The organism is Streptomyces sp. NPDC104226, assembly GCF_055584085.1.
Genome location: NZ_JBVJMS010000006.1, coordinates 292521 through 313496, shown reverse-complemented (window position 1 = coordinate 313496; position 20976 = coordinate 292521). Strand labels below are relative to the sequence as shown.

General features: G+C 73.4%; 15 protein-coding genes. 7 read left to right on the top strand and 8 right to left on the bottom strand.

What is annotated here, in order from left to right:
* The first annotated feature begins 1 nt into the window (after position 1).
* The 3 genes from iolB to ACZ60J_RS20705 are packed head-to-tail and all read left to right on the top strand — an operon-like array spanning position 2 to position 4286.
* Entirely contained in the window at positions 2–886 is an 885-nt protein-coding gene (iolB, locus tag ACZ60J_RS20715) for a 5-deoxy-glucuronate isomerase (protein WP_469684101.1), read from the top strand.
* Positions 883–2775, top strand: coding sequence for a 3D-(3,5/4)-trihydroxycyclohexane-1,2-dione acylhydrolase (decyclizing) (gene iolD / locus ACZ60J_RS20710; protein ID WP_469683702.1), 1893 nt, complete (start codon positions 883–885; stop codon positions 2773–2775). Before iolB ends, iolD begins: the two co-directional genes overlap by 4 nt.
* Positions 2776–2786: 11 nt before the next feature.
* The gene (locus ACZ60J_RS20705) at positions 2787–4286 is read left to right on the top strand and encodes a CoA-acylating methylmalonate-semialdehyde dehydrogenase (protein WP_469683700.1); all 1500 of its coding nucleotides are present in this window, start codon (positions 2787–2789) and stop codon (positions 4284–4286) included.
* Positions 4287–4377: 91 nt separating this feature from the next.
* On the opposite strand, the gene ACZ60J_RS20700 is transcribed toward ACZ60J_RS20705, so the two are convergent.
* The 7 genes from ACZ60J_RS20700 to ACZ60J_RS20670 all read right to left on the bottom strand — a co-directional run bounded on the left by ACZ60J_RS20700 (position 4378) and on the right by ACZ60J_RS20670 (position 13995).
* Positions 4378–5592: a hypothetical protein gene (locus ACZ60J_RS20700; protein ID WP_469683698.1), complete on the bottom strand. Its 1215-nt coding sequence runs from the start codon at positions 5590–5592 to the stop codon at positions 4378–4380.
* 72 nt (positions 5593–5664) lie between these two features.
* Positions 5665–6684: a WxL protein peptidoglycan domain-containing protein gene (locus ACZ60J_RS20695; RefSeq protein ID WP_469683696.1), complete on the bottom strand. Its 1020-nt coding sequence runs from the start codon at positions 6682–6684 to the stop codon at positions 5665–5667.
* Positions 6685–6953: 269 nt separating this feature from the next.
* The gene (gene sucD / locus ACZ60J_RS20690; protein ID WP_469683695.1) at positions 6954–7844 is read right to left on the bottom strand and encodes a succinate--CoA ligase subunit alpha; all 891 of its coding nucleotides are present in this window, start codon (positions 7842–7844) and stop codon (positions 6954–6956) included.
* Between the two features lie 21 nt (positions 7845–7865).
* The gene (gene sucC, locus ACZ60J_RS20685) at positions 7866–9044 is read right to left on the bottom strand and encodes an ADP-forming succinate--CoA ligase subunit beta (protein ID WP_469683694.1); all 1179 of its coding nucleotides are present in this window, start codon (positions 9042–9044) and stop codon (positions 7866–7868) included.
* Between the two features lie 307 nt (positions 9045–9351).
* A complete protein-coding gene (locus tag ACZ60J_RS20680; protein WP_469683692.1) occupies positions 9352–10515 on the bottom strand; it encodes a VWA domain-containing protein in 1164 nt (387 codons plus the stop codon).
* 67 nt (positions 10516–10582) lie between these two features.
* A complete protein-coding gene (locus ACZ60J_RS20675; protein ID WP_469683690.1) occupies positions 10583–12892 on the bottom strand; it encodes a DUF5682 family protein in 2310 nt (769 codons plus the stop codon).
* A complete protein-coding gene (locus tag ACZ60J_RS20670; RefSeq protein ID WP_250744079.1) occupies positions 12889–13995 on the bottom strand; it encodes an ATP-binding protein in 1107 nt (368 codons plus the stop codon). The genes ACZ60J_RS20675 and ACZ60J_RS20670 overlap by 4 nt, the downstream gene beginning before the upstream one ends.
* A gap of 134 nt (positions 13996–14129) precedes the next feature.
* On the opposite strand from ACZ60J_RS20670, the gene ACZ60J_RS20665 reads away from it, so the two are divergent.
* Positions 14130–15578 (top strand): SWIM zinc finger family protein, encoded by a 1449-nt coding sequence (locus tag ACZ60J_RS20665; protein ID WP_469683688.1) that lies wholly within the window; start codon positions 14130–14132, stop codon positions 15576–15578.
* A 253-nt stretch (positions 15579–15831) separates the two neighbouring features.
* A complete protein-coding gene (locus ACZ60J_RS20660) occupies positions 15832–17382 on the top strand; it encodes a DUF5691 domain-containing protein (RefSeq protein WP_469684099.1) in 1551 nt (516 codons plus the stop codon).
* A 329-nt stretch (positions 17383–17711) separates the two neighbouring features.
* Here ACZ60J_RS20660 and ACZ60J_RS20655 read toward each other — a convergent pair whose 3' ends face one another.
* A complete protein-coding gene (locus ACZ60J_RS20655; RefSeq protein WP_469683686.1) occupies positions 17712–18119 on the bottom strand; it encodes a cobalamin B12-binding domain-containing protein in 408 nt (135 codons plus the stop codon).
* Between the two features lie 185 nt (positions 18120–18304).
* Here ACZ60J_RS20655 and ACZ60J_RS20650 point away from each other — a divergent pair, with 185 nt between their 5' ends.
* Both ACZ60J_RS20650 and ACZ60J_RS20645 read left to right on the top strand, forming a co-directional pair.
* Positions 18305–19081 (top strand): esterase/lipase family protein, encoded by a 777-nt coding sequence (locus ACZ60J_RS20650; RefSeq protein WP_469683684.1) that lies wholly within the window; start codon positions 18305–18307, stop codon positions 19079–19081.
* Positions 19082–19336: 255 nt separating this feature from the next.
* Positions 19337–20866 (top strand): M23 family metallopeptidase, encoded by a 1530-nt coding sequence (locus tag ACZ60J_RS20645; protein ID WP_469683682.1) that lies wholly within the window; start codon positions 19337–19339, stop codon positions 20864–20866.
* Positions 20867–20976 lie beyond the last annotated feature (110 nt).

Here is a 20976-nt window from a genome sequence, read left to right as displayed (position 1 = left end):
GATGGACTGGACGAGGCTGCTCGTCCTCGACCTCGCACCGGGGGAGGTGTACGCGCACGCGTGCGGGGAGTCGGAGTGGATCGTCCTCCCCCTGGCAGGCGGCTGCGAAGTCCGCTGTGCCGACGCCGGCCGCGGGGCAGCCCCTCCGGCGTTCGAGGAGCGGGGTCCCGGGAGCGGCCCGCAGGTCTTCCGGCTGCGGGGGCGGCGCGGGGTGTTCGACGGCCCGGCCGACTTCGCCTACCTCCCCCGGGACGGGCACGCCGAGGTCAGCTCCGCGGGAGGGGGCCGCTTCGCGCTGGCCGGAGCGCGCTGCGAGCAGCGCCTCCCCGCCCGGTACGGGCCCGCCGCCGAGGTCCCCGTAGAGCTCCGCGGAAGCGGACAGTGCTCCCGCCAGGTCAACAACTTCGCCGCCGCCGGAGTCTTCGACTGCGACCGCCTCATCGCCGTGGAGGTCCTCACCCCCGGCGGCAACTGGTCCTCGTACCCACCCCACAAGCACGACGAGCACCATCCCGGCGAGGAATCCCGGCTGGAGGAGATCTACTACTACGAGATCGCCCCGCACCGGGACCCGCACGGGGATGTGCACCGGGACACGCCCGGTCTCGGCTATCAGCGTGTCAGCCCGTCCCCGGCGGGGAAGACCGACATCCTCACCGAGGTGAGGACCGGTGACGCGGTCCTCATCCCGGACGGCTGGCACGGTCCCTCCATGGCCGCGCCCGGCCACGACATGTACTACCTCAACGTCATGGCGGGACCCGGCGAGACCCGGGAGTGGCTCATCCGGGACCACCCCGACCACGGGTGGATCCGCTCCACCTGGACCGACCAGGACGTCGACCCCCGGCTGCCCTTCCACGACCGAGCGGAGGACCCCGCATGACGCCGCAGCAGGCGCACACCGTCCGGCTCACCGTCGCGCAGGCCCTCGTCCGCTTCCTCGCCCGGCAGTACACCGAGCGCGACGGGCACCGGCAGCGGCTGATCGCCGCCACCTGGGGGATCTTCGGCCACGGGAACGTCGCCGGGATCGGCCAGGCGCTGCTGGAGAGCGGCCGCGGGGAGATGCCGTTCCTGCAGGGCCGCAACGAGCAGGCCATGGTGCACGCCGCCGTCGGGTACGCGCGGCAGAGCGGGCGGCTGTCCGCGCACGCCGTCACCACCTCCATCGGCCCGGGCGCCACCAACCTCGTCACCGGGGCCGCCCTCGCCACCATCAACCGGATCCCGGTGCTCCTGCTCCCCGGGGACGCCTTCGCGACCCGGCCCGCCGACCCCGTGCTCCAGCAGCTGGAGGTCCCCCATGCGGGTGATGTCTCCGTCAACGACACCCTGCGGCCGGTGTCCCGGTACTTCGACCGCGTCACCCGCCCCGAGGCCCTGATCCCCGCAGCCCTGCAGGCGGTACGGGTCCTCACCGACCCGGTGGGCACCGGCGCCGTCACCCTCGCGCTGCCGCAGGACGTACAGGCCGAGGCGTACGACTGGCCGGAGGAGTTCTTCGCCGAGCGGGTGTGGGGCGTGCGCCGGCCCCGGCCCGACCGCACCGAGCTCGCGGCCGCCGCCCGGGCCGTACGGGGCTCCGCCCGGCCGCTGATCATCGCCGGCGGCGGGATCCGGCACAGCGCCGCCGGCGCGGCGCTCGCGGAGTTCGCCGAAGCCACCGGGATCCCGGTGGCCTCCACCCAGGCGGGCAAGGGGGCCCTGGCCTGGGACCACCCCGCCGACGTGGGCGGGATCGGGCACACCGGCACGGCCACCGCCGACGCGCTGGCCCGCGAAGCCGATCTGGTGATCGCCGCCGGGACCCGGCTCACCGATTTCACCACCGCCTCCGCGACCCTGTTCCAGCACCCCGGCGTGCGGTTCCTCGGGCTCAACCCGGACCCGTACGACGCCCACAAACTCGCCGCCCGCCCCCTGGTCTGCGATGCGCGGACGGGCCTGGAGGAACTCCGGGCGGAGGTCGCCGGGTACCGGGTGGATCCCGCGTACGAGGCGGCGTACACGGAAGGGAAGAGGGCGTGGGAGCGGCTGGTCGACGGGGCCTACGCGGCTCCCGACGAGGACGCCGTCCCGACGCAGGCGCAGGTCCTGGGTCTGCTGGACGGGCTCGTCGACGGCGACGACATCCTGATCAATGCCGCCGGTTCGCTCCCCGGGGACCTGCACAAGCTCTGGCGGGCCCGCTCCGCGGACCAGTACCACGTCGAATACGGGTACTCCTGCATGGGCTACGAGATCCCCGCCGCGATCGGCACCGCCCTGGCCGCCCCCGGTCGGCCGGTGTGGGCCCTGGTCGGCGACGGGACGTACCTGATGAACCCGACCGAGATCGTCACCGCCGTGCAGGAGGGGATCCCGGTCCGGCTGGTGGTGCTGGACAACCACGGATACGCCTCGATCGGCGGCCTCTCGGAGGCGGTGGGCGCCGAGGGGTTCGGTACCGCCTACCGCTTCCGGGCCGAGGACGGTTCGTACGGCGGCGCGCCGCTGCCGCTGGACCTGGCGGCCAACGCGGCCTCCCTCGGGATGGCCGTCCACCGCCCCCGCACCATCGGTGACCTGCGCAAAGCCCTCGTGGAGGCGCGGGATGCGGACCGTCCCACATGTGTCTACGTGCAGACCCGAACACCCGACACTGTGTCGGGCCCGCCCCCCGCACAGGCGTGGTGGGATGTCCCTGTGGCCGAGACCGCGACCCGTGCGTCGGCGGCCCAGGCCCGAGAAGAGTACGACCGGCAAGCCGCGCAGCGACGTCGCCATCTGTGAAGGAGTCAGTCATGAAGACCGTCAACCACTGGATCGGTGGCAAGACCGTCGAGGGCGCGTCGGGCAACTACGGCCCGGTCACCGACCCGGCCACCGGCGAGGTCACCACGCAGGTCGCCCTCGCGTCCGCCGACGAGGTCGACGCGGCGGTACGGGTCGCCAAGGAGGCGTTCCTGTCCTGGGGGCAGTCCTCGCTGGCCGCCCGCACCAAGGTGCTGTTCGCCTACCGCGCCCTGCTGGACGCCAACCGCGACGCGATCGCCGAGCTGATCGTCGCCGAGCACGGCAAGGTGCACTCCGACGCGCTGGGCGAGGTCGCCCGCGGCCTGGAGATCGTCGAGCTGGCCTGCGGGATCACCGTGCAGCTCAAGGGCGAGCTGTCCACCTCGGTGTCCAGCCGCGTGGACGTCTCCTCGATCCGCCAGCCGATCGGCGTCGTCGCGGGCATCACCCCGTTCAACTTCCCGGCGATGGTGCCGATGTGGATGTTCCCGCTGGCCGTGGCCTGCGGCAACACCTTCATCCTCAAGCCGAGCGAGAAGGACCCCTCGGCCTCCACGCTGCTGGCGCAGCTGGCGAGCCAGGCCGGCCTGCCGGCGGGCGTCCTCAACGTCGTCCACGGTGACAAGGTCGCCGTCGACGCGCTCCTCGAGCACCCCGACGTCGCGGCCGTCTCCTTCGTGGGGTCGACTCCGATCGCCCGCCACATCCACGCCACCGCCTCCGCCAACGGCAAGCGAGTCCAGGCCCTGGGCGGCGCCAAGAACCACATGCTGGTGCTGCCGGACGCCGACCTGGACGCCGCCGCCGACGCCGCGGTCTCGGCCGCCTACGGCTCGGCCGGCGAGCGCTGCATGGCCATCTCCGCGGTCGTGGCCGTCGGCTCCATCGGCGACGCCCTCGTGGACAAGATCCGCGAGCGCGCCGAGAAGATCAAGATCGGTCCCGGCAACGACCCGACCTCCGAGATGGGCCCGCTGATCACCGCCGCCCACCGCGACAAGGTCGCCTCGTACGTGACGGGCGCGGCCGCGCAGGGCGCCGACGTGGTCCTGGACGGCACCGGCTACACGGTGGAGGGCAACGAGAACGGCCACTGGATCGGCCTCTCGCTGCTGGACAACGTCAAGACCGACTCCGACGCCTACCGCGACGAGATCTTCGGCCCGGTGCTGTGCGTGCTGCGCGTCGACACCTACGAGGAGGGCGTGGCGCTCATGAACGCCTCGCCGTTCGGCAACGGCACCGCCATCTTCACCCGCGACGGCGGCGCCGCCCGCCGCTTCCAGCTGGAGATCGAGGCGGGCATGGTCGGCGTCAACGTGCCGATCCCGGTGCCGGTGGGCTACCACTCCTTCGGCGGCTGGAAGGACTCGCTCTTCGGCGACCTGCACATCTACGGCAACGACGGCATCCAGTTCTACACCCGGGGCAAGGTCGTCACGACCCGCTGGCCCGACCCGTCGGACGCCCCGGCCGGTGTCGACCTCGGGTTCCCGCGCAACCACTGATGACCGCTTGGTAGGACCGCTCGCCCCCCGCAACCCTCACCGCGGGGGGCGAGCCCGTTTCCGGGCCGCCCCGGGGCGGGAGCGGCTCGGATCAGAGCAGCGGCCAGACGTCCGCCGCCGCCGTCTGCGACCAGAGGGGGTCGCCGTGCCCGTAGCCCGGGACGACGGCGAAGCGGACCCGCTGGTTGCCGCCGGCCCGGATCAGCCGGGGCCCGCGGGTGTGGTCGCCGCGGCCCAGCTCGGTGTTGATCCACACCACCTCGGCGGAGATCGCCCCCCAGTCGATCGCGTACGTCTTGTCGTCGCCCGCCCAGATCGCCGCCAGGTCCCGTGCCAGCGCGTTCGGGACCAGCCCGCTGCCCAGGCCGGCCGTGGCCTCGTGCCAGGTCGCGAGCGTGGTGTGGGTGAGGCCGAAGCGGTCCCCGGCCGGGGTGGCTCCGAAGGCGTACGAGCCCGCGGTGTGGCCCTGGATGTCGGTCCAGTTCGCCGGGCCGGGCAGCAGGGAGGTGCGGACCAGCACGAAGTGGGCGAGCCCGGCGTGGGTGAAGCGGAGCCCGGGCTCCGGGGGCCAGGGGACCTCCGAGGAGCCCGCCGGGTCGGTGACGGCCCGGGCGAGCAGCGCCGCCAGGCCCGGGTCCGTCGCGTACGCACCCCGCTCGATCAGGGCCTCGTACGCGTCCCGGGTCTGGGCCGCCCGTACGGCCAGGTCGCCGGAGTAGGGGCCGGTCGTGTCCAGCGCCACCACCCGGGTCAGGCGGGGCGAGCCGTCGTGCGCGGCCGCGTCCAGGGCGAGCAGGGCCCCGGCGCAGTGGCCGACGTACTGGTACGGCAGCCCGAGCGCCCCGTCCAGCGCCTCCACGACCGCGGCCAGGTCCCGGCGGTGCGCCGCGAGCCCCCAGTCGGGGCCGATGTCCTGCGCGGCCGCGGCGTCCTCGCGCGGGGTGACGCCGACGACGAGCAGCCCCTCGCGGCGCAGCCGGTGGGCGAGGTTCTGGTCGGACGGGGTGAAGAAGGAGGAGCCGAAACCCAGTCCGGCACCCGGCAGGAGGTACGCGATCCCGCGCGGGGTCCGCCGGGTGTCCGTGACCACGTCCACCGTGACCGGGGCCGGACCGCCGTCGTCGAGCGGGAGCGTGAGCCGGATCCAGCCGTCCCCCGGGACGTACACCGCGGTGCCGGTGCCCAGCGTCCGCTCGACGAGGGTCAGCAGCCCGATCCCCGCGCTGCCGGCGTCCGCCGGCGGACCTGCGGGGGCGGTTTCCCGCACCGGCCGGCCGGGCCCCGCTTCGCCGTGCTGTCGTGCCATGTGTGGTGCCCCCCGGCGCCGTTGCCTGCCCGGCGATGGCCGGATGCCGTCACCTGGGGACACCTTTGCCGATCAGCGCGCTTCAGCCAAGTCCGGTGCCGGTTCCGGCCGTTCGGCGGCGGCCCGGCGGCGCCGGCGCAGCACCCGGGCGGCGATGGCGGCGCCGGCCAGCACCAGGAGGGCGCCGAGTGCGGTCCACGGCACGGCGAGGAAGCCCGTAGTGGAGGAGGAGACGAGGTCGGGGTAGTCGGAGGCGCCCGCGGTGATGTCGACGGTGACCCAGTCCGACTGGGGTGCGTCCGCCCACTCCTCGGTCAGCTCGATCCGCTGGCCCGGCAGCAGGACGAGCTTCAGCTCACGGGACGGCCGGTCGAGCACCCGGCGGCCGAAGAGCCCCTCGGCGGAGACCGTCACCTTCGGCTCGACGACCACGTTGCCCCGGTTGACCAGGGAGTACGTGATCTTGGCGCGGGCGTCCTTGACCCAGGGCAGCAGCGGCGCCGACCGGTTGACCTTCACGTCCTCCACGCTCAGCCCCGGGGTCACCGGTCCCGGAACCCGGAAGTACAGCCGGGCGCCGACCTGGCGCTTCACCCCGACCTGGACCTTGCCCTCCTGCTGGATGCCCTCCACCTCGGTGTTGAGGGCGACGATCCCGCCCACGTGGTCACCGGGTGTCGCGTCCGCCGGGACCTTCACGGTGAACGGGAAGTCCTTGCGGCCCTTGGGCGGCACGGTGACGGTGGTCTTGGCCTCGGGCGGCAGCGCGATCCAGGTGCCCACGTCCTTGGGCTTGGTCTCCACCGGCAGCAGCGCGAACCCGCCGCCCACCGGGGTGTTGACGGCGTCGGTGGCGAAGACCTGGAACGTCAGCTCCTTGTCGGAGGAGTTCACGATCGTCGCGCTGTCGCTGATGGTGCTGCCGGCCTCGCCCTGATGGAAGAAGTACGCCCGGTCGGTTATCGCCGCACCGGCGGGCGGGGTCGGGAAGACGCCCCAGGTGCCGTTGTCCGCGGCGGTCGCGGGGAGGGCCGGGAGCAGCAGGGCGGCGAGGCCGAGGAGCAGGCCGAGGAGGAGGGTGCGGGTGCGCATGGGCGGTTCTCCAGTCGGGCCGGTCGGGGTGGTGGAGGTGGTGGTGGAGAGGGGGAGAGCGGCGGTGGCTGCGGATGCGCGGAAGGGTGGTGGGGGGGGGGGGGGGGGGGGGGGGCGGGGGGGGGGGGGGGGGGGGGGGGGGGGGGGGGGGGGGGGGGCGCCCCCCCACCCCCCCCCCTCCCACCCCCCCCCCACCCCACCCCCCCCCCCCCCCCCCCCCCCCCCGCCTCCCCCCACGCCCGTCTGCACGTACAGCCGAAGGCCGCTGCCTACTGCGCGGCGTTCAGGATCTCGCGCGCCAGCTTCGCGGTCTCGGTCGGCGTCTTGCCGACCTTCACGCCCGCGGCCTCCAGGGCTTCCTTCTTGGCCTGTGCGGTGCCGGAAGAACCGGAGACGATCGCACCGGCGTGACCCATGGTCTTGCCCTCGGGGGCGGTGAAGCCCGCGACGTAGCCGACGACCGGCTTGGTGACGTTCTTCGCGATGAAGTCCGCCGCACGCTCCTCGGCGTCGCCGCCGATCTCGCCGATCATGACGATCAGCTCGGTCTCCGGGTCGGCCTCGAAGGCCTCCAGGGCGTCGATGTGCGTGGTGCCGATGACCGGGTCGCCACCGATGCCGACGGCGGAGGTGAAGCCGATGTCGCGCAGCTCGTACATCATCTGGTAGGTCAGCGTGCCGGACTTGGACACGAGGCCGATCTTGCCGGGCTTGGTGATGTCGCCCGGGATGATGCCGGCGTTGGACTGGCCGGGGGTGATCAGACCCGGGCAGTTCGGGCCGATGATGCGGGTCTTGTTGCCCTTGGCGGTGGCGTACGCCCAGAAGGCGGCGGAGTCGTGCACCGCGATGCCCTCGGTGATGACCACGGCGAGGGGGATCTCGGCGTCGATCGCCTCGACCACGGCGGCCTTGGCGAAGGCCGGCGGGACGAAGAGCACGGACACGTTGGCGCCCGTCGCCTTCATCGCCTCTTCGACGGTGCCGAAGACCGGGACCTCGGTGCCGTCGAAGTCGACGGTGGTGCCGGCCTTGCGCGGGTTCACGCCGCCGACGATGTTGGTGCCGTCAGCCAGCATCAGCTTGGTGTGCTTCATGCCCGTGGCACCGGTCATGCCCTGGACGATGACCTTGCTGTCCTTGTTGAGGAAGATAGCCATGTGAGTCTGTGACCTCTGCCCTTACTTCGCAGCCGCGAGCTCGGCGGCCTTGTCGGCCGCGCCGTCCATGGTGTCCACGCGCTGAACCAGCGGGTGGTTGGCGTCCGAGAGGATCTTGCGACCCAGCTCGGCGTTGTTGCCGTCGAGGCGGACGACCAGCGGCTTGGTGACCGCCTCGCCCTTGTCCTCGAGCAGCTGCAGCGCCTGGACGATGCCGTTGGCGACCTCGTCACACGCGGTGATGCCACCGAAGACGTTGACGAAGACGGACTTGACGTCCGGGTCGCCGAGGATGATCTCGAGACCGTTGGCCATGACGGCGGCGGAGGCGCCACCGCCGATGTCCAGGAAGTTGGCCGGCTTCACGCCGCCGTGGTTCTCACCGGCGTACGCGACGACGTCGAGGGTGCTCATGACGAGACCCGCGCCGTTGCCGATGATGCCGACCTCACCGTCGAGCTTGACGTAGTTGAGGTTCTTCGCCTTGGCGGCGGCCTCGAGCGGGTTCGCGGCGGCGTGGTCCACGAACTCCTCGTGGCCCGGCTGGCGGAACTCGGCGTTCTCGTCGAGCGAGACCTTGCCGTCGAGGGCCAGGATGCGGCCGTCCTTGGTCTTGACCAGCGGGTTGACCTCGACGAGGAGCGCGTCCTCGGCGACGAAGGTCTTCCACAGGGTCACCATCGCCTCGGCGACGCCCTCGGCCACGTCGGCCGGGAACTTCGCCAGGGCCACGATCTCGCGGGCCTTGACGATGTCGACACCGTCGACCGCGTTGACCGGAACCTTCGCGAGGGCCTCGGGGGTCTTCTCCGCGACCTCCTCGATGTCCATGCCGCCCTGCACCGAGGCCATGGCCAGGAAGGTGCGGTTGGTGCGGTCGAGGAGGTACGAGACGTAGTACTCGGCCTCGATCTCCGGGGACAGCTCGGCGATCATCACCTTGTGGACCGTGTGGCCCTTGATGTCCATGCCGAGGATGTCCGTCGCACGGGCGACGGCCTCGTCCGCGTTGGCGGCCAGCTTGACGCCACCGGCCTTGCCGCGGCCTCCGACCTTCACCTGCGCCTTGACGACCGACTTGCCGCCCAGCCGCTCGGTGGCCTCGCGAGCCGCCTCAGGCGTGTCGATCACTTCACCGGCCAGCACCGGTACACCGTGCTTGGCGAAGAGGTCCCTCGCCTGGTACTCGAACAGGTCCACGCGCGTCCGTCCCTTGTCTTCAAAGATTCGCAGTGATTCGCGGTTGTCTGCTATCTGCGTGGGCGTGCCGCGGAGGGCAACGTGACGGCGCTGTCACAAGGAAGGCGCACACGGTGACCGTGGACGCGGCATGTCCGTCCCGCAGGTTATCCCCGTGGGACGTAGGTCCCTAAATCGCAGATCACACCTGAGCGGTGATACCTGTCACAGATCGCCTCACGGTTGAACTGCATCTTCGTGCGATCCGCCGATGTACCGCGGCCGCGAGGACCCGCCTACGGGGCTGCGCCCGGCGGTCGCCGCCGGGTCACGGGACGGGCAGGGGCCGCTTCTCCAGCGCCGCGGCCATCACCTCCGGAAACAGGTCCGGCGTGCAGGCGAAGGCCGGGGCGCCGAGTGCGGCGAGAGCGGCGGCGTGGTCCCTGTCGTAGGCGGGAGCGCCCTCGTCGGACAGGGCGAGCAGCGCCACGAACTCCACGCCGGCCGCCTTCATGGCCGCGACCCGCTTCAGCATCTCGTCGCGTATGCCGCCCTCATAGAGATCACTGATGAGGACGACGACGGTGTCGGCGGGGCGGGTGATCTTCGACTGGCAGTAGGCGAGCGCGCGGTTGATGTCGGTGCCGCCGCCGAGCTGCGTGCCGAAGAGCACGTCGACGGGATCGTCGAGCTGATCCGTCAAGTCCACGACGGATGTGTCAAATACGACGAGCCGGGTCGCGATCGAACGCATCGAGGCCAGCACCGCCCCGAAGACGGAGGCGTAGACGACGGAGGCCGCCATCGAACCCGACTGGTCGATGCACAGCACGACCTCCTTCTTCACCGCCCGCGAGGCGCGGCCGTACCCGACCAGCCGCTCGGGAACGACGGTCCGGTACTCGGGCAGGTAGTTCTTCAGGTTCGCCCGGACCGTCCGGTCCCAGTCGATGTCCGCGTGCCGCGGCCGGCTGATCCGGGCGGACCGGTCGAGCGCGCCCGTCAGCGTGGCCCGCGTCCGGCTCGCGAGCCGCTTCTCCACCTGCTCGACCACCTTGCGCACGACGGCGCGGGCCGTCTCGCGGGTGGTCTCGGGCATGGCCTTGTTGAGGGAGAGCAGGGTGCCGACGAGGTGCACGTCCGGCTCCACCGCCTCCAGCATCTCGGGCTCCAGCAGCAGGGCGGACAGGCCGAGCCGCTGGATCGCGTCCCGCTGCATGACCTGCACCACCGAGGTGGGGAAGTACGTCCGGATGTCCCCGAGCCAGCGCGCCACCTGCGGCGCCGACCCCCCGAGCCCGGCCGACCGCTCCCCCGCCCGCTTCCTCCCTCCGCCGCCGTCGGCCCCGTACAGCGCCCCGAGTGCCGCATCCATCCCGGCGTCGGCCCCGCTCAACGCCACCCCGGTCCCCTCCCCCTCTCCCCCGCCCAACACCATCCGCCACCGCCGCAGCCGCTCGACGTCGCCCTCACTCACTCCGACCCCACCCATCCGGCACCCCTCCCCTTCCCGAACCCACACCGCCAGGCCCCGCCGGGGCCCCTCACGCCGGTGCCCCTCACACCGGCGCCCCGGCAAGCAACAGCCGGACCACGTCCACCACCGCATCCGCCCGGACGGGATCCAGCTCCGGACCGAACCCGGCCGGAGCCTCCCCGGCTCCCACCCCGGCCGGCCCAGCCCCGGGCCCCCTCCGCACCAGCTCCCCCAGACTCCGCCGCACCCCCGCCTCGTACCCCCCGAAGGTCCTCCGCAGGAGCGGCAGCACATCGACGAACGCCCGCTCCGGCACCGACACCAGCCACGCGTCGATCAGCCCCAGCAGCCGCTCGTCGTGGACCAGCAGCGTGCCCCCGCCCGAGGCCCCGCCCGCGAACCCCTCGATCCAGCCCGCCGCGTCGGCCGGCGCGCACGCCGGGGACAGCGAGAGCCCCATCAGCCGCGCGGTCTCCTCGGGCGGCAGCCGCCCGTCGTCGAGCAGCAGCCGCGCCGCCCGCCCGCGGATCAGCCCGGGGACGGTGTCCCGGCCGGCCAGGGTCCGCAGCACCGCGGCCCAGCGCTCCCGCAGCCCCTCCGCGTCGAGCAGTCCGATCGCGCCGTGCACGCCGTCCACGTGCCCCCGCAGCTGCTCCGCCGCCTCGGCGTCCAGCCCCGCCGCGCAGGCGGGCGGCAGCGCCACGCATATCCGCTCCGCGAGCCCGGCCGCCACCGTCGCCAGCGCCGCCGCGTCGGTGCCGCGTACGTCCCCGTAGCGCAGCGAACGGGCCAGCGCGGGCAGTGCCTTGGCCAGGCCCGCCACATCGGTGTCCAGTGCCGCCCGGTCGGCGAGGGCCCGCAGGACGGCGGGCAGCGCCCCGGAGAGCCCGGCCAGCAGGCACCGCTCCGCCAGGGCGGTTACCTCGCCCAGCTCGGCCGCGCCCGCCGCGTCGGCCTCGGCCCTGGCGGTGGCCGCCCCGAGGACGGTGGTCCCCCAGATGCCGGCTTCGGCCACCCGCACCGAGAGCTCCGGCTCCCAGCGCAGGCGCCAGGTCTCGCGGAAGGTGCCCGTGCTCCCCCGGGAGGCCGTCGGGACGCCCCAGTCGATGCCGAGCAGCCGCAGCCGGTGCAGCAGCAGGGACTTGGCCGCGTCGGTGTCCTTGCGCAGGTCGAGCTCCAGCTCCCGGTCCTGCGCCTCGGCCTTGAGGCGCAGCGAGCGCTGCTGCCGGGTCAGGTCGCGCTGGAGCGGTACGACGGGCGCCGCGTCGGGGACTTCGCCGAGCACGTCCCCGACGACGAGCCGGTCCTCGATCAGCGCGAGCGGTATGTCGGAGCCGTCGCACATCACCGCCCGGACCGCTTCCAGGGTTTCCGTCAGCCCCGGCTCCGGCCGGCCCCGCAGCGCGGCCAGGGTGTCGGCGAGCCGGACGGCTTCGATGACGTGGGCCGGGGAGACCTGCCGGTCCTCCTCGCGGAGCAGGCCCGCGACCTTGGTCAGCCAGCGCTCGACGGGCCGGTCCCGGGCCGCGAAGAGGTGTGCGTACCAGCCGGGCGAGGCGATGCCCGCGCCGTACCCTCCGGCCCGGGCGAGGCGCCGGTGGGTCCAGGGCACCCAGGTGGTCTCCACCTTGACCTTGGGCAGCCCGGTGAGGAGCGCCCTGTCGGCGGCCGCGGTGGTCCTGGCCCGCAGGGCCGGGACGTGCCAGGCGCCGCAGACGACCGCGTAGCCGTCGCCGAACTCCCGGCGCGCGGCCCGCATCCGCTGCCGCATGTGGGCCTCGCGCACCAGGTCCCGGTGGTGGCCGCCCGCTCCGTAGGCCTCGCGGAGGGCGCCCATGGCCTCGCCGAGCGCCTCGAACACGGCCTGCGGGTCGGCCGCCGGTCCGGACCCGCCCCGGTGCTCGACCACGTCCTCCCACCACCGCTCGGGGTCCTCGTACCCGGCGGTCTCGGCCAGGACGGCCAGCGGGTCCAGCCGTACGGACCCGGGCGCCGCTCCGCCCCCTTCCCCGCTCTCCTCCCCACTCGCCTCCCCGCTCTCAGGCAGGGCCAGCGAGTGCGCCGCCGGGAGGTCGATGAACCGGACGGGCAGGTCCCGCTCCTGCGCCCACCGGATGGCGGTCCATTCCGGGGAGAAGTCGGCCAGCGGCCAGAACGCGGCCCGGCCGGGGTCGTCGGCCGCGTGGGCGAGCAGGGCGACGGGCGGCCGCATCCCCGGGTCCGCGGCCAGCGGGAGCAGGGCGTCCCCCTCGGGCGGTCCTTCGATCAGCACCGCCGCGGGCCGGGCCGCGTCCAGGGCGGCCCGCACCGCACGGGCCGAGCCGGGCCCGTGGTGCCGTACGCCCAGCAGCAGCGGGCCGGTGACGCCCTTGCCGGTGGTCCCCGGGCTCATGCCGTCACCTCCCGGCAGGCCCGGTAGAAGTCCTTCCAGCCGTCGCGCTCGCGGACCACGGCCTCCAGGTACTCCTGCCAGACGACCTGATCTGCCGCCGGGTCACGGACGACGGCCCCGAGGATCCCCGCCGCCACGTCGGAGGGGCGCAGGACGCCGTCCCCGAAGTGCGCGGCGAGGGCGAGGCCGCCCGTGACCACCGAGATGGCCTCCGCGGTGGACAGGGTGCCGCTGGGCGACTTGACCTTCGTGCGCCCGTCGTCGGTGACCCCGCCGCGCAGCTCGCGGAAGACGGTGACCACGCGGCGGATCTCCTCCAGGCCCTCCGGGGCGGCGGGGAGGTCCAGGGCGCGGCCCATCTGGTCGACGCGGCGGGCGACGATGTCGACCTCGGCGTCGGCGGTGGCGGGCAGCGGCAGGACGACGGTGTTGAAGCGCCGGCGCAGTGCGCTGGAGAGCTCGTTGACCCCGCGGTCGCGGTCGTTGGCGGTGGCGATGAGGTTGAAGCCGCGCACGGCCTGCACCTCCTGGCCCAGTTCCGGTATCGGGAGCGTCTTCTCGGACAGGACGGTGATGAGGGTGTCCTGCACGTCGGCGGGGATGCGGGTGAGCTCCTCGACGCGGGCGGTCATGCCCTCGGCCATGGCCCGCATGACCGGGCTCGGTACGAGCGCTTCGCGGCTCGGGCCGTGGGCGAGGAGGCGGGCGTAGTTCCAGCCGTAGCGGATGGCCTCCTCCGGGGTGCCCGCGGTGCCCTGGACGAGGAGGGTGGAGTCTCCGCTGACGGCGGCGGCGAGGTGTTCGGACACCCAGGTCTTGGCGGTGCCGGGCACTCCGAGGAGCAGCAGCGCGCGGTCGGTGGCGAGGGTGGTGACGGCCACTTCGACGATCCGGCGCGGGCCGACGTACTTGGGCGTGATGACGGTGCCGTCTTCGAGCGTGCCGCCCTGCAGGTACGTGGCCACGGCCCACGGGGAGAGTTTCCAGCGGGCCGGGCGGGGCCGGTCGTCGACGGCGGCGAGGGCTTTCAGTTCGTGCGCGAAGGCGTCTTCGGCGTGCGGTCGCAGCGCCTCTGCGGTGGTCTCGTTCCCGGTCGTGGCCATGGTCCCCCTCCAATGCTCCGCAGCCGCTTCCGACTGCTGCAACCACGATGCACCCGACCACTGACAACGCCCGCCAGGAGATGCGTTGTTGCAGGTCAGAGCGATTGTCAGTGGGGGTCTCTACGGTGGAACACATGACTGAGCAGGGGGTCCGCTGGACAGCGGAACAGGTACTGGCTCTGGCTCCTGACGACGCCTCACACAAGGCGGGGGCCAAGCTCGGCGCGGCGGGGCCGTGGTCACAGACCGGAGGTTCCGCTTCCGGTGCGGTGTGGGGGTTGTGCAAGGGCAGCGGCAGCAAGCCGTACCGGACGGTCGTCGACCTCTCCGGGCCGGCGTACAAGTGCTCCTGCCCGAGCCGGAAGTTCCCGTGCAAGCACGCGCTGGGCCTGCTGCTGCTCTGGGCCGCGGAGGGACTCGGCACCCCGGCCGAGGCTCCGGACTGGGCGGACGAGTGGCTCGTGGAGCGGGCGGCGAAGGCCGCGCGCCCCGCGGCCGACGGCTCCGGCCGGGCCGGACCGGCGGACGAGGAAGGAGCGCGCAAGCGGGCCGAGCGGCGGGCGGCCCGGATCGGCGCGGGCGTCACCGAGTTGGAGCGCAGGCTCGCCGACCTGGTGCACGGCGGCCTCGCAGGTCAGGAGCGGGCGGGATATGCGGCCTGGGAGGAGACCGCCGCCCGCATGGTCGACGCCCAGGCGCCCGGACTGGCCGCCCGGGTGCGGGAGTTGGGGACGATACCCAGTTGCGGCGCCGGCTGGCCCGCCCGGATGCTGGAGGAGGCGGCGCTGCTGCACCTGCTGGACCGGGCCTGGCTGGGGGTTTCGGGACTGCCGGAGCCGCTGGCCGCGACGGTCCGCAGCCGTCTGGGACTGCAGACCCGGACGGAGGCCGAGACCGTACGGGACCACTGGCTCGTGCTCGCCCAGTACGACACGGCGTCTCCGGACGGCCGTCTCACCACCCGCCGGATATGGCTGCGCGGGCTGGCGAGCGGGCGGCCGGCCCTGGTCCTGGACTTCGGCCCGCCCGGGCGACCGCCGGGGCTGGCACTGCCCGTCGGCTTGGTGCTGGAGGCGGAAGCCCGCTTCCGACCCGGCTCCGCAGGACTGCGGGCGGACCTCGGGGAGAGGTTCGCCCCGGCCGAACCGTGCCGGTCCATGCCGGTCGGCATGAGCACGGGCGCGGCACTGGAGGCGTACGGCGCGGCACTGCGCGAGGACCCCTGGCTGGAGTCCTGGCCGGTGGTGCTCGGCCCGGTGGTGCCGATACCGGGAGGCCGACAAGGGCAACGAGGAAGACAAGGGGGACCGGAGGGACCACGGGAAGGAGCGCACGGGGATGGACAGCAGGGCACTCACCAGACCTCGGCGGCATGGCAGTTGGCGGACGCGGAGGGGACGTCCGCCCTGCCCGTGCCCCTGAGCGGGACCGGGGCCGGGAGCCGGCCCGGGACCGGGTTGTGGCAGCTGGCCGCGCTCTCGGGGGGCGGCCCGTTGACGGTGTTCGGCGAATGCGGACACCGCGGATTCACCCCGCTGACGGCCTGGCAGCCGGGCTCCTCGGAGCCGGTGGTGCTGGGCTGAGCGGGCGGACAGGGGAAGGCGGCGGCGCGGGGGCGCCGACGTATTCGAGACGAGTGAGCCGGGGGGCTTTCGTGGACGACAACCACGCCAGTTGAGGCCGTAGGTACGGCCGTGTGTGCCACAGGGAGATCGAGCTGCTCCGGTCCCGCGGAGGGGGCGGGACCGGAGCAGGCACCTGCACACGGCACGGCACGCGAAGGAAGAGGGAGGGGATCCGGTGAACACGACGACGAACACGACGACGGACGGGTCGATGGACCAGGCCTACGGGGACGCGGCCTGGGACGAGCTGGTGGCCGCCGCACTGCTGGGAACCGAGCGGCGCCGGGGCAGTCCCGGGGCGCTGCTCGGGGCCGCGGCCGTGCAGACGGTACGGCGCCGGGCCGGGCTGATACCCGCCGAGGCGGGCCCCCGGCCCGAGCCCGCTCCGCGCGACCCGCGTCCCGAGCCTCCGGAGCCGGCCCGGCGGCGGCTCGCGCAGCTGCTGGCGGGCCGCGCGGGTGCGGGCAGCGGCAGCGGGCGGCGGGGGGCCGCCCCGGACCTGACGGAGCTGCTGCCGCAGTGGCTGGCCGCCGCCGGACAGCACGGGTACCGGGCTCCGGCTCCGCTCGTGCCCGCGCTGCTGGACGTCGCCCGGGCCCGCAGCGACCTCAGGCCGCAGGCGCTGGCCCTGGCGGGGGCGCGCGGGCTGTGGCTGGCCCGGCTCAATCCGGACTGGCGGTTCGCGCTGCGCGGGGGATCCGGGGGCGCCGGCGAACTGCCCGACCCGGAGGACTCGGCGGGAGTGGAGCGGCTGTGGCAGGAGGGGCTGTTTGCGGAGCGGGTCGCGCTGCTCGGCCTCGTACGGGCCCACGAGGCGGCCGCCGGTCAGCGGCTGCTGGAGACCACGTGGAGCACCGAGCGGGCCGAGGACCGGCTGATGTTCCTCGACTCCCTGCGGGTGGGGCTGTCGGCGGACGACGAGCCCTTCCTGGAGGCGGCTCTGGGCGACCGCAGCCGCAATGTCCGGGCGACCGCGGCCGAACTGCTGTCCGCGCTGCCGACCTCGGCGCTGGCCGGGCGGATGGCGGAGCGGGCGCTGGCCTGCGTCGGCCCGGAGGGGGTGACGCCGCCGTCCGCATGCGATGCGGGGATGCTGCGCGACGGCGTGGTGAAACGGCCGCCGGCCGGTCGCGGGGAGCGGGCCTGGTGGCTGGGCCAGTTGGTGGAGTCCGCGCCGCTGTCGTGCTGGCGCGAGCGGTTCGGGGGGCTCGGCCCGGCGGAGATCGTGGCGCTGCCGGTGGCCGAGGGCTGGGCGGAAGAACTGCACGCGGCCTGGTGCCGGGCCGCGGTGCGGCAGGGCGACCCCGCGTGGTCGCAGGCCCTGCTCGGCTCGGCCTCCGCACCGCCCGCTGCGGGCCCGGCGACGGCCTCGCTGGCGGAGCGGGCGAAGCTCCTGTCGACCCTCGGGGACGAGGAACGGGCGGCGTGGGTCGCGGAGTTCATACGTGCGCACGGGCTGTCGGAAGCGTTTCAGCTGCTCGGGGTGTGCGTGGTGCCGTGGGCGGGGGCACTGGGGAGAGCGGTGATCGAGGCGCTGGACTCCGCACGGGAGACGGGCGGCTACCCGTGGAGCTTCAGCGGGGTGATGGGGCTGGCGGAGCGGTGCCTTGATCCTGCGGAGGCGGGGCGGCTCGATGCGCTGGCGGCGGAGCCGGTGGAGGAGGGGGGTGCGGCGGCCTACTGGTCGGAGGCCTTCCAGCGACTGGTCGCCACCCTGCGGCTGCGGGCCGCGCTGCACGCGGAACTGGCCCCGCCGCCCTGACCCCTTCCGGTTCCCAACGCGCGCAGACCGGCCCTGCGGGGCGAGTCCCCTACCCGCCCTTCCACCGTTCCCCGGGCCGGCCCGGCCCCGCGCCTCAAACGCCGGCGGGGCTGGAGTTAGCCGGGACCGGGAAAAGGCCCCACCCCAGCTGGAATGGCTGCGGTCGGCCGGGGCGGGGACGGGGGCGGGGTGGGGTGTTGTCCGGGACGTAGAGCGTGATTTGTGGCGCGAGGTAGAGCCTGGCTGTCGAATGTCGGGGTCAGGGCGCCTAAATCATGCAGTCCCGGACGACACCCCACCCCGCCCCCGGCACCGACCCCCACCCGCAGCTACGCAGGCTGCCGCACGTGCGCCCGGACCCAGTCGACGATGGCCGTCGTGGTCGCGCCCGGAGTGAAGATCTCGGCCACGCCCTTCTCCTTCAGCGGAGCGATGTCGTCCTCCGGGATGATGCCGCCGCCGAACACCTTGATGTCCTCCGCGTCGCGCTCCGCAAGGAGTTCCAGCACGCGCGCGAACAGCGTGTTGTGCGCGCCCGAAAGGATCGACAGGCCGATCGCGTCGGCGTCCTCCTGGATCGCCGTGTCGACGATCTGTTCGGGGGTCTGGTGGAGGCCGGTGTAGATGACCTCCATGCCCGCGTCCCGCAGGGCCCTCGCGATCACCTTGGCGCCTCGGTCGTGGCCGTCGAGGCCCGGCTTGGCCACCACCACACGGATCGGACCGGTCACACCCATCGCACTGCCTCCCGAGTGAACGAACGTTAAGTACAGCATTGCGCACACCCCCGTTTCGCGGTCAACCACGAGGGGGAAATCACACGTGGGATGGCGTACCACCGCTCCGCGCCGACAGCCGCACGGCACGGGGCGGTCGGACGCCCCGGTCCCTAGTCGCCAGGACCTACGGGGGGGGGCCGTCGATGGGGCTGACCATGTCCGGCGCCGCGCTGCGAGCCGGCGTACTCGAAGCGATCGTGCTCGGCGGGCACATCCTGCTGTATCCCACCGGAGTCCTGCCGGAGCGACCCGCCGCCGTCACCCCCACCGCCGCCACCCACGAGCGGCCGCCGGTACTGCTGCTCCACGGGTTCACCGACAACCGCTCCGTCTTCGTCCTGCTGCGCCGCTCCCTCGGGGCCGGCGGCCGGCGGCACGTGGAGGCGTACAACTACTCCCCCTTCACCCGCGACCTGCGCGTCACCGCCCGGCACCTGGCCCGCCGCGTCGAGGAGCTGTGCGCACACACGGGGCAGGACCGGGTGGACCTGGTCGGGCACAGTCTCGGCGGGCTGGTCGGGCGGTACTACGTCCAGCGCCTCGGCGGCGACGCACGCGTCCGCACGCTCGTCACGCTCGGCACCCCGCATTCCGGCACGCGCGTGGCGCCCTTCATGGACGCGCACCCCCTGGTCCGGCAGATGCGCCCGGATTCCGAGGTGCTCGCCGAACTGCGCGCGCCCGCGCCCGGCTGCCGGACCCGGTGCGTGGCGTTCTGGAGCGAACTCGACGAGCTGATGGACCCGACCGAGACGGCCCGTATCGAGCACCCGGACCTGCTCGCGGAGAACGTGCAGGTCATCGGCATCGGGCATCTCGCCCTGCCCGCGCACCCCACCGTCATCGGGGCGGTCCGGCGCGCGCTCGACGGCCCCAGGCCGATCGCCGTCCCGCACCCCGGGGCCGCTTCCGTCGCCTGAGCGGGCCCGGCCGGACCCACCCCGATCGCGGATCGAAACACGGCCTCCAGTCGAACGGTTTTCGAACTCAAGGCCAAGGGTGGGTCTGCAGCCGACCGAAAGGCGGCCGAATGCCCGGTTCCACCGAGCACAAAACCCTCCGAAGATTGTCGTTGCGTGTAACCGCCGGGTACAGTCACGCCACTGCTCTCCTCCGGGGAACCCCACGTTCCCCGGCCACCCAGGCCCCCCGCTGCCGAGGCGAAAGAGAAGTTGGTGAACGACCGCCCCCCGTCGGGCCAGTACCCCGATTTTGGGTACGACGGCCTTTCCACCACCACTTTCGCTGGCGATTCAGCGTTTGCGTCCTATGAAACGCAGGGTCAGGGCTACAACTACGGCACTGCCTACGGTTCCTACGACACCGGCTCGTACGACACCACGGCGTGGACCGCCCCCCAGAACGGCTACGCGCAGCCGTCCGCCGACGGGTACGCCGGCTACGACGGCTACCTGTCGACCGTCCCCTCCCAGGGCGGCGTCTCCCTGGACTACCAGTCCACCGCCTTCGGTTACGAGACCTCCGCCGAGCAGACCGGCCACTGGTCGGTCCCCGGCTACGGGACCGAGACCGGCGCCTACGACGCCACCGCCTGGAACACAGCCTCCGAGCAGACCTACGGGTACACGGGCTACGAGCAGCCACAGACGCAGCCGCAGCAGGCCCCCGAGTCCGCGCAGGAACAGGCCCCCGAGCAGCAGTACGCCTACGACTACGGCTACGAGCCCTACGCCACGACCTCTCCCGAGGGCGAGACGGCGTACACCGAGACCGCCGTCTTCGAGTACCTCCCCACCGCTGCGCATGCCGATGGCGCCGACGCGGACTTCGACGCGGACGCGGACTTCGAGGCGAACGCGGACGCCCGGGTGCACGATCTCCCCACCCAGACCATGCCGGTCACCCCGGCCGGCACCACCGAGCCGCGCCCGTCCCGCCGCGCCGGTTCCAAGCCCGGCTCGAAGCCCGTCGCCAAGGCGAGCACCGCCAAGGCCGGTGCCAACAACCGCCGTCGTACCCCGACCAAGCGTTCCGCGCTGCTGACCGTGGCCGTTCCCTCGGCCTGCGTGATGGGCGTCGCAGGTGTCGCGGCCGCATCCGTGGGCGGGCTCATCGGTACGGACAAGCCGTCCGGGGAGACCACCACCCTGGCCGCACCCGACCCGGCCTCCATCAAGCCGGTCGCCGCGAACAGCAAGCTCGACACGCAGCTCACCGCCCTCAGCGCCGACGCCGGCGACTTCGCGGACCGCGCGAGCCGCACCCAGGAGCGCATCGACCTGCGCCTGCGCCAGGACGAGGAAAAGAAGAAGAAGGCGGAGGAGGAGGCGGCCAAGGAAGCGGCCCGCCCCAAGTTCGCGCTCCCCGTCGCACGGCACGGCCTCAGCGCCGGCTTCGGCCAGGCGGGCGTCAACTGGATGTCCGTGCACACCGGCATCGACTTCCCGGTGGGCCTGGGGAGTTCGGTCATGGCCGCCACCGACGGCACCGTGCGCAGCCAGTTCAACAGCGCCTACGGCAACATGGTGATACTCACCGCGCCCGACGGTACCGAGACCTGGTACTGCCACCTCAGCAGCGCCAAGATCCGGTCCGGCAAGGTCAAGGCCGGCGACGTGATCGCGTACTCCGGCGACACCGGGAACTCCACCGGCCCGCACCTCCACTTCGAGGTGAGGCCGAACGGCGGCTCCCCGGTCGACCCGCAGGCATGGCTGCGCTCCAAGGGCCTGAACCCGAACTAGGCCCTCGCCCGCACAGCACGAACGCAAGCACGAACGCAAGCACGCACGAACGTGGAAGGGCCCGCCCCCAGAGGGGCGGGCCCTTCCACGTAGTCCGCGGGCCGTCCCGC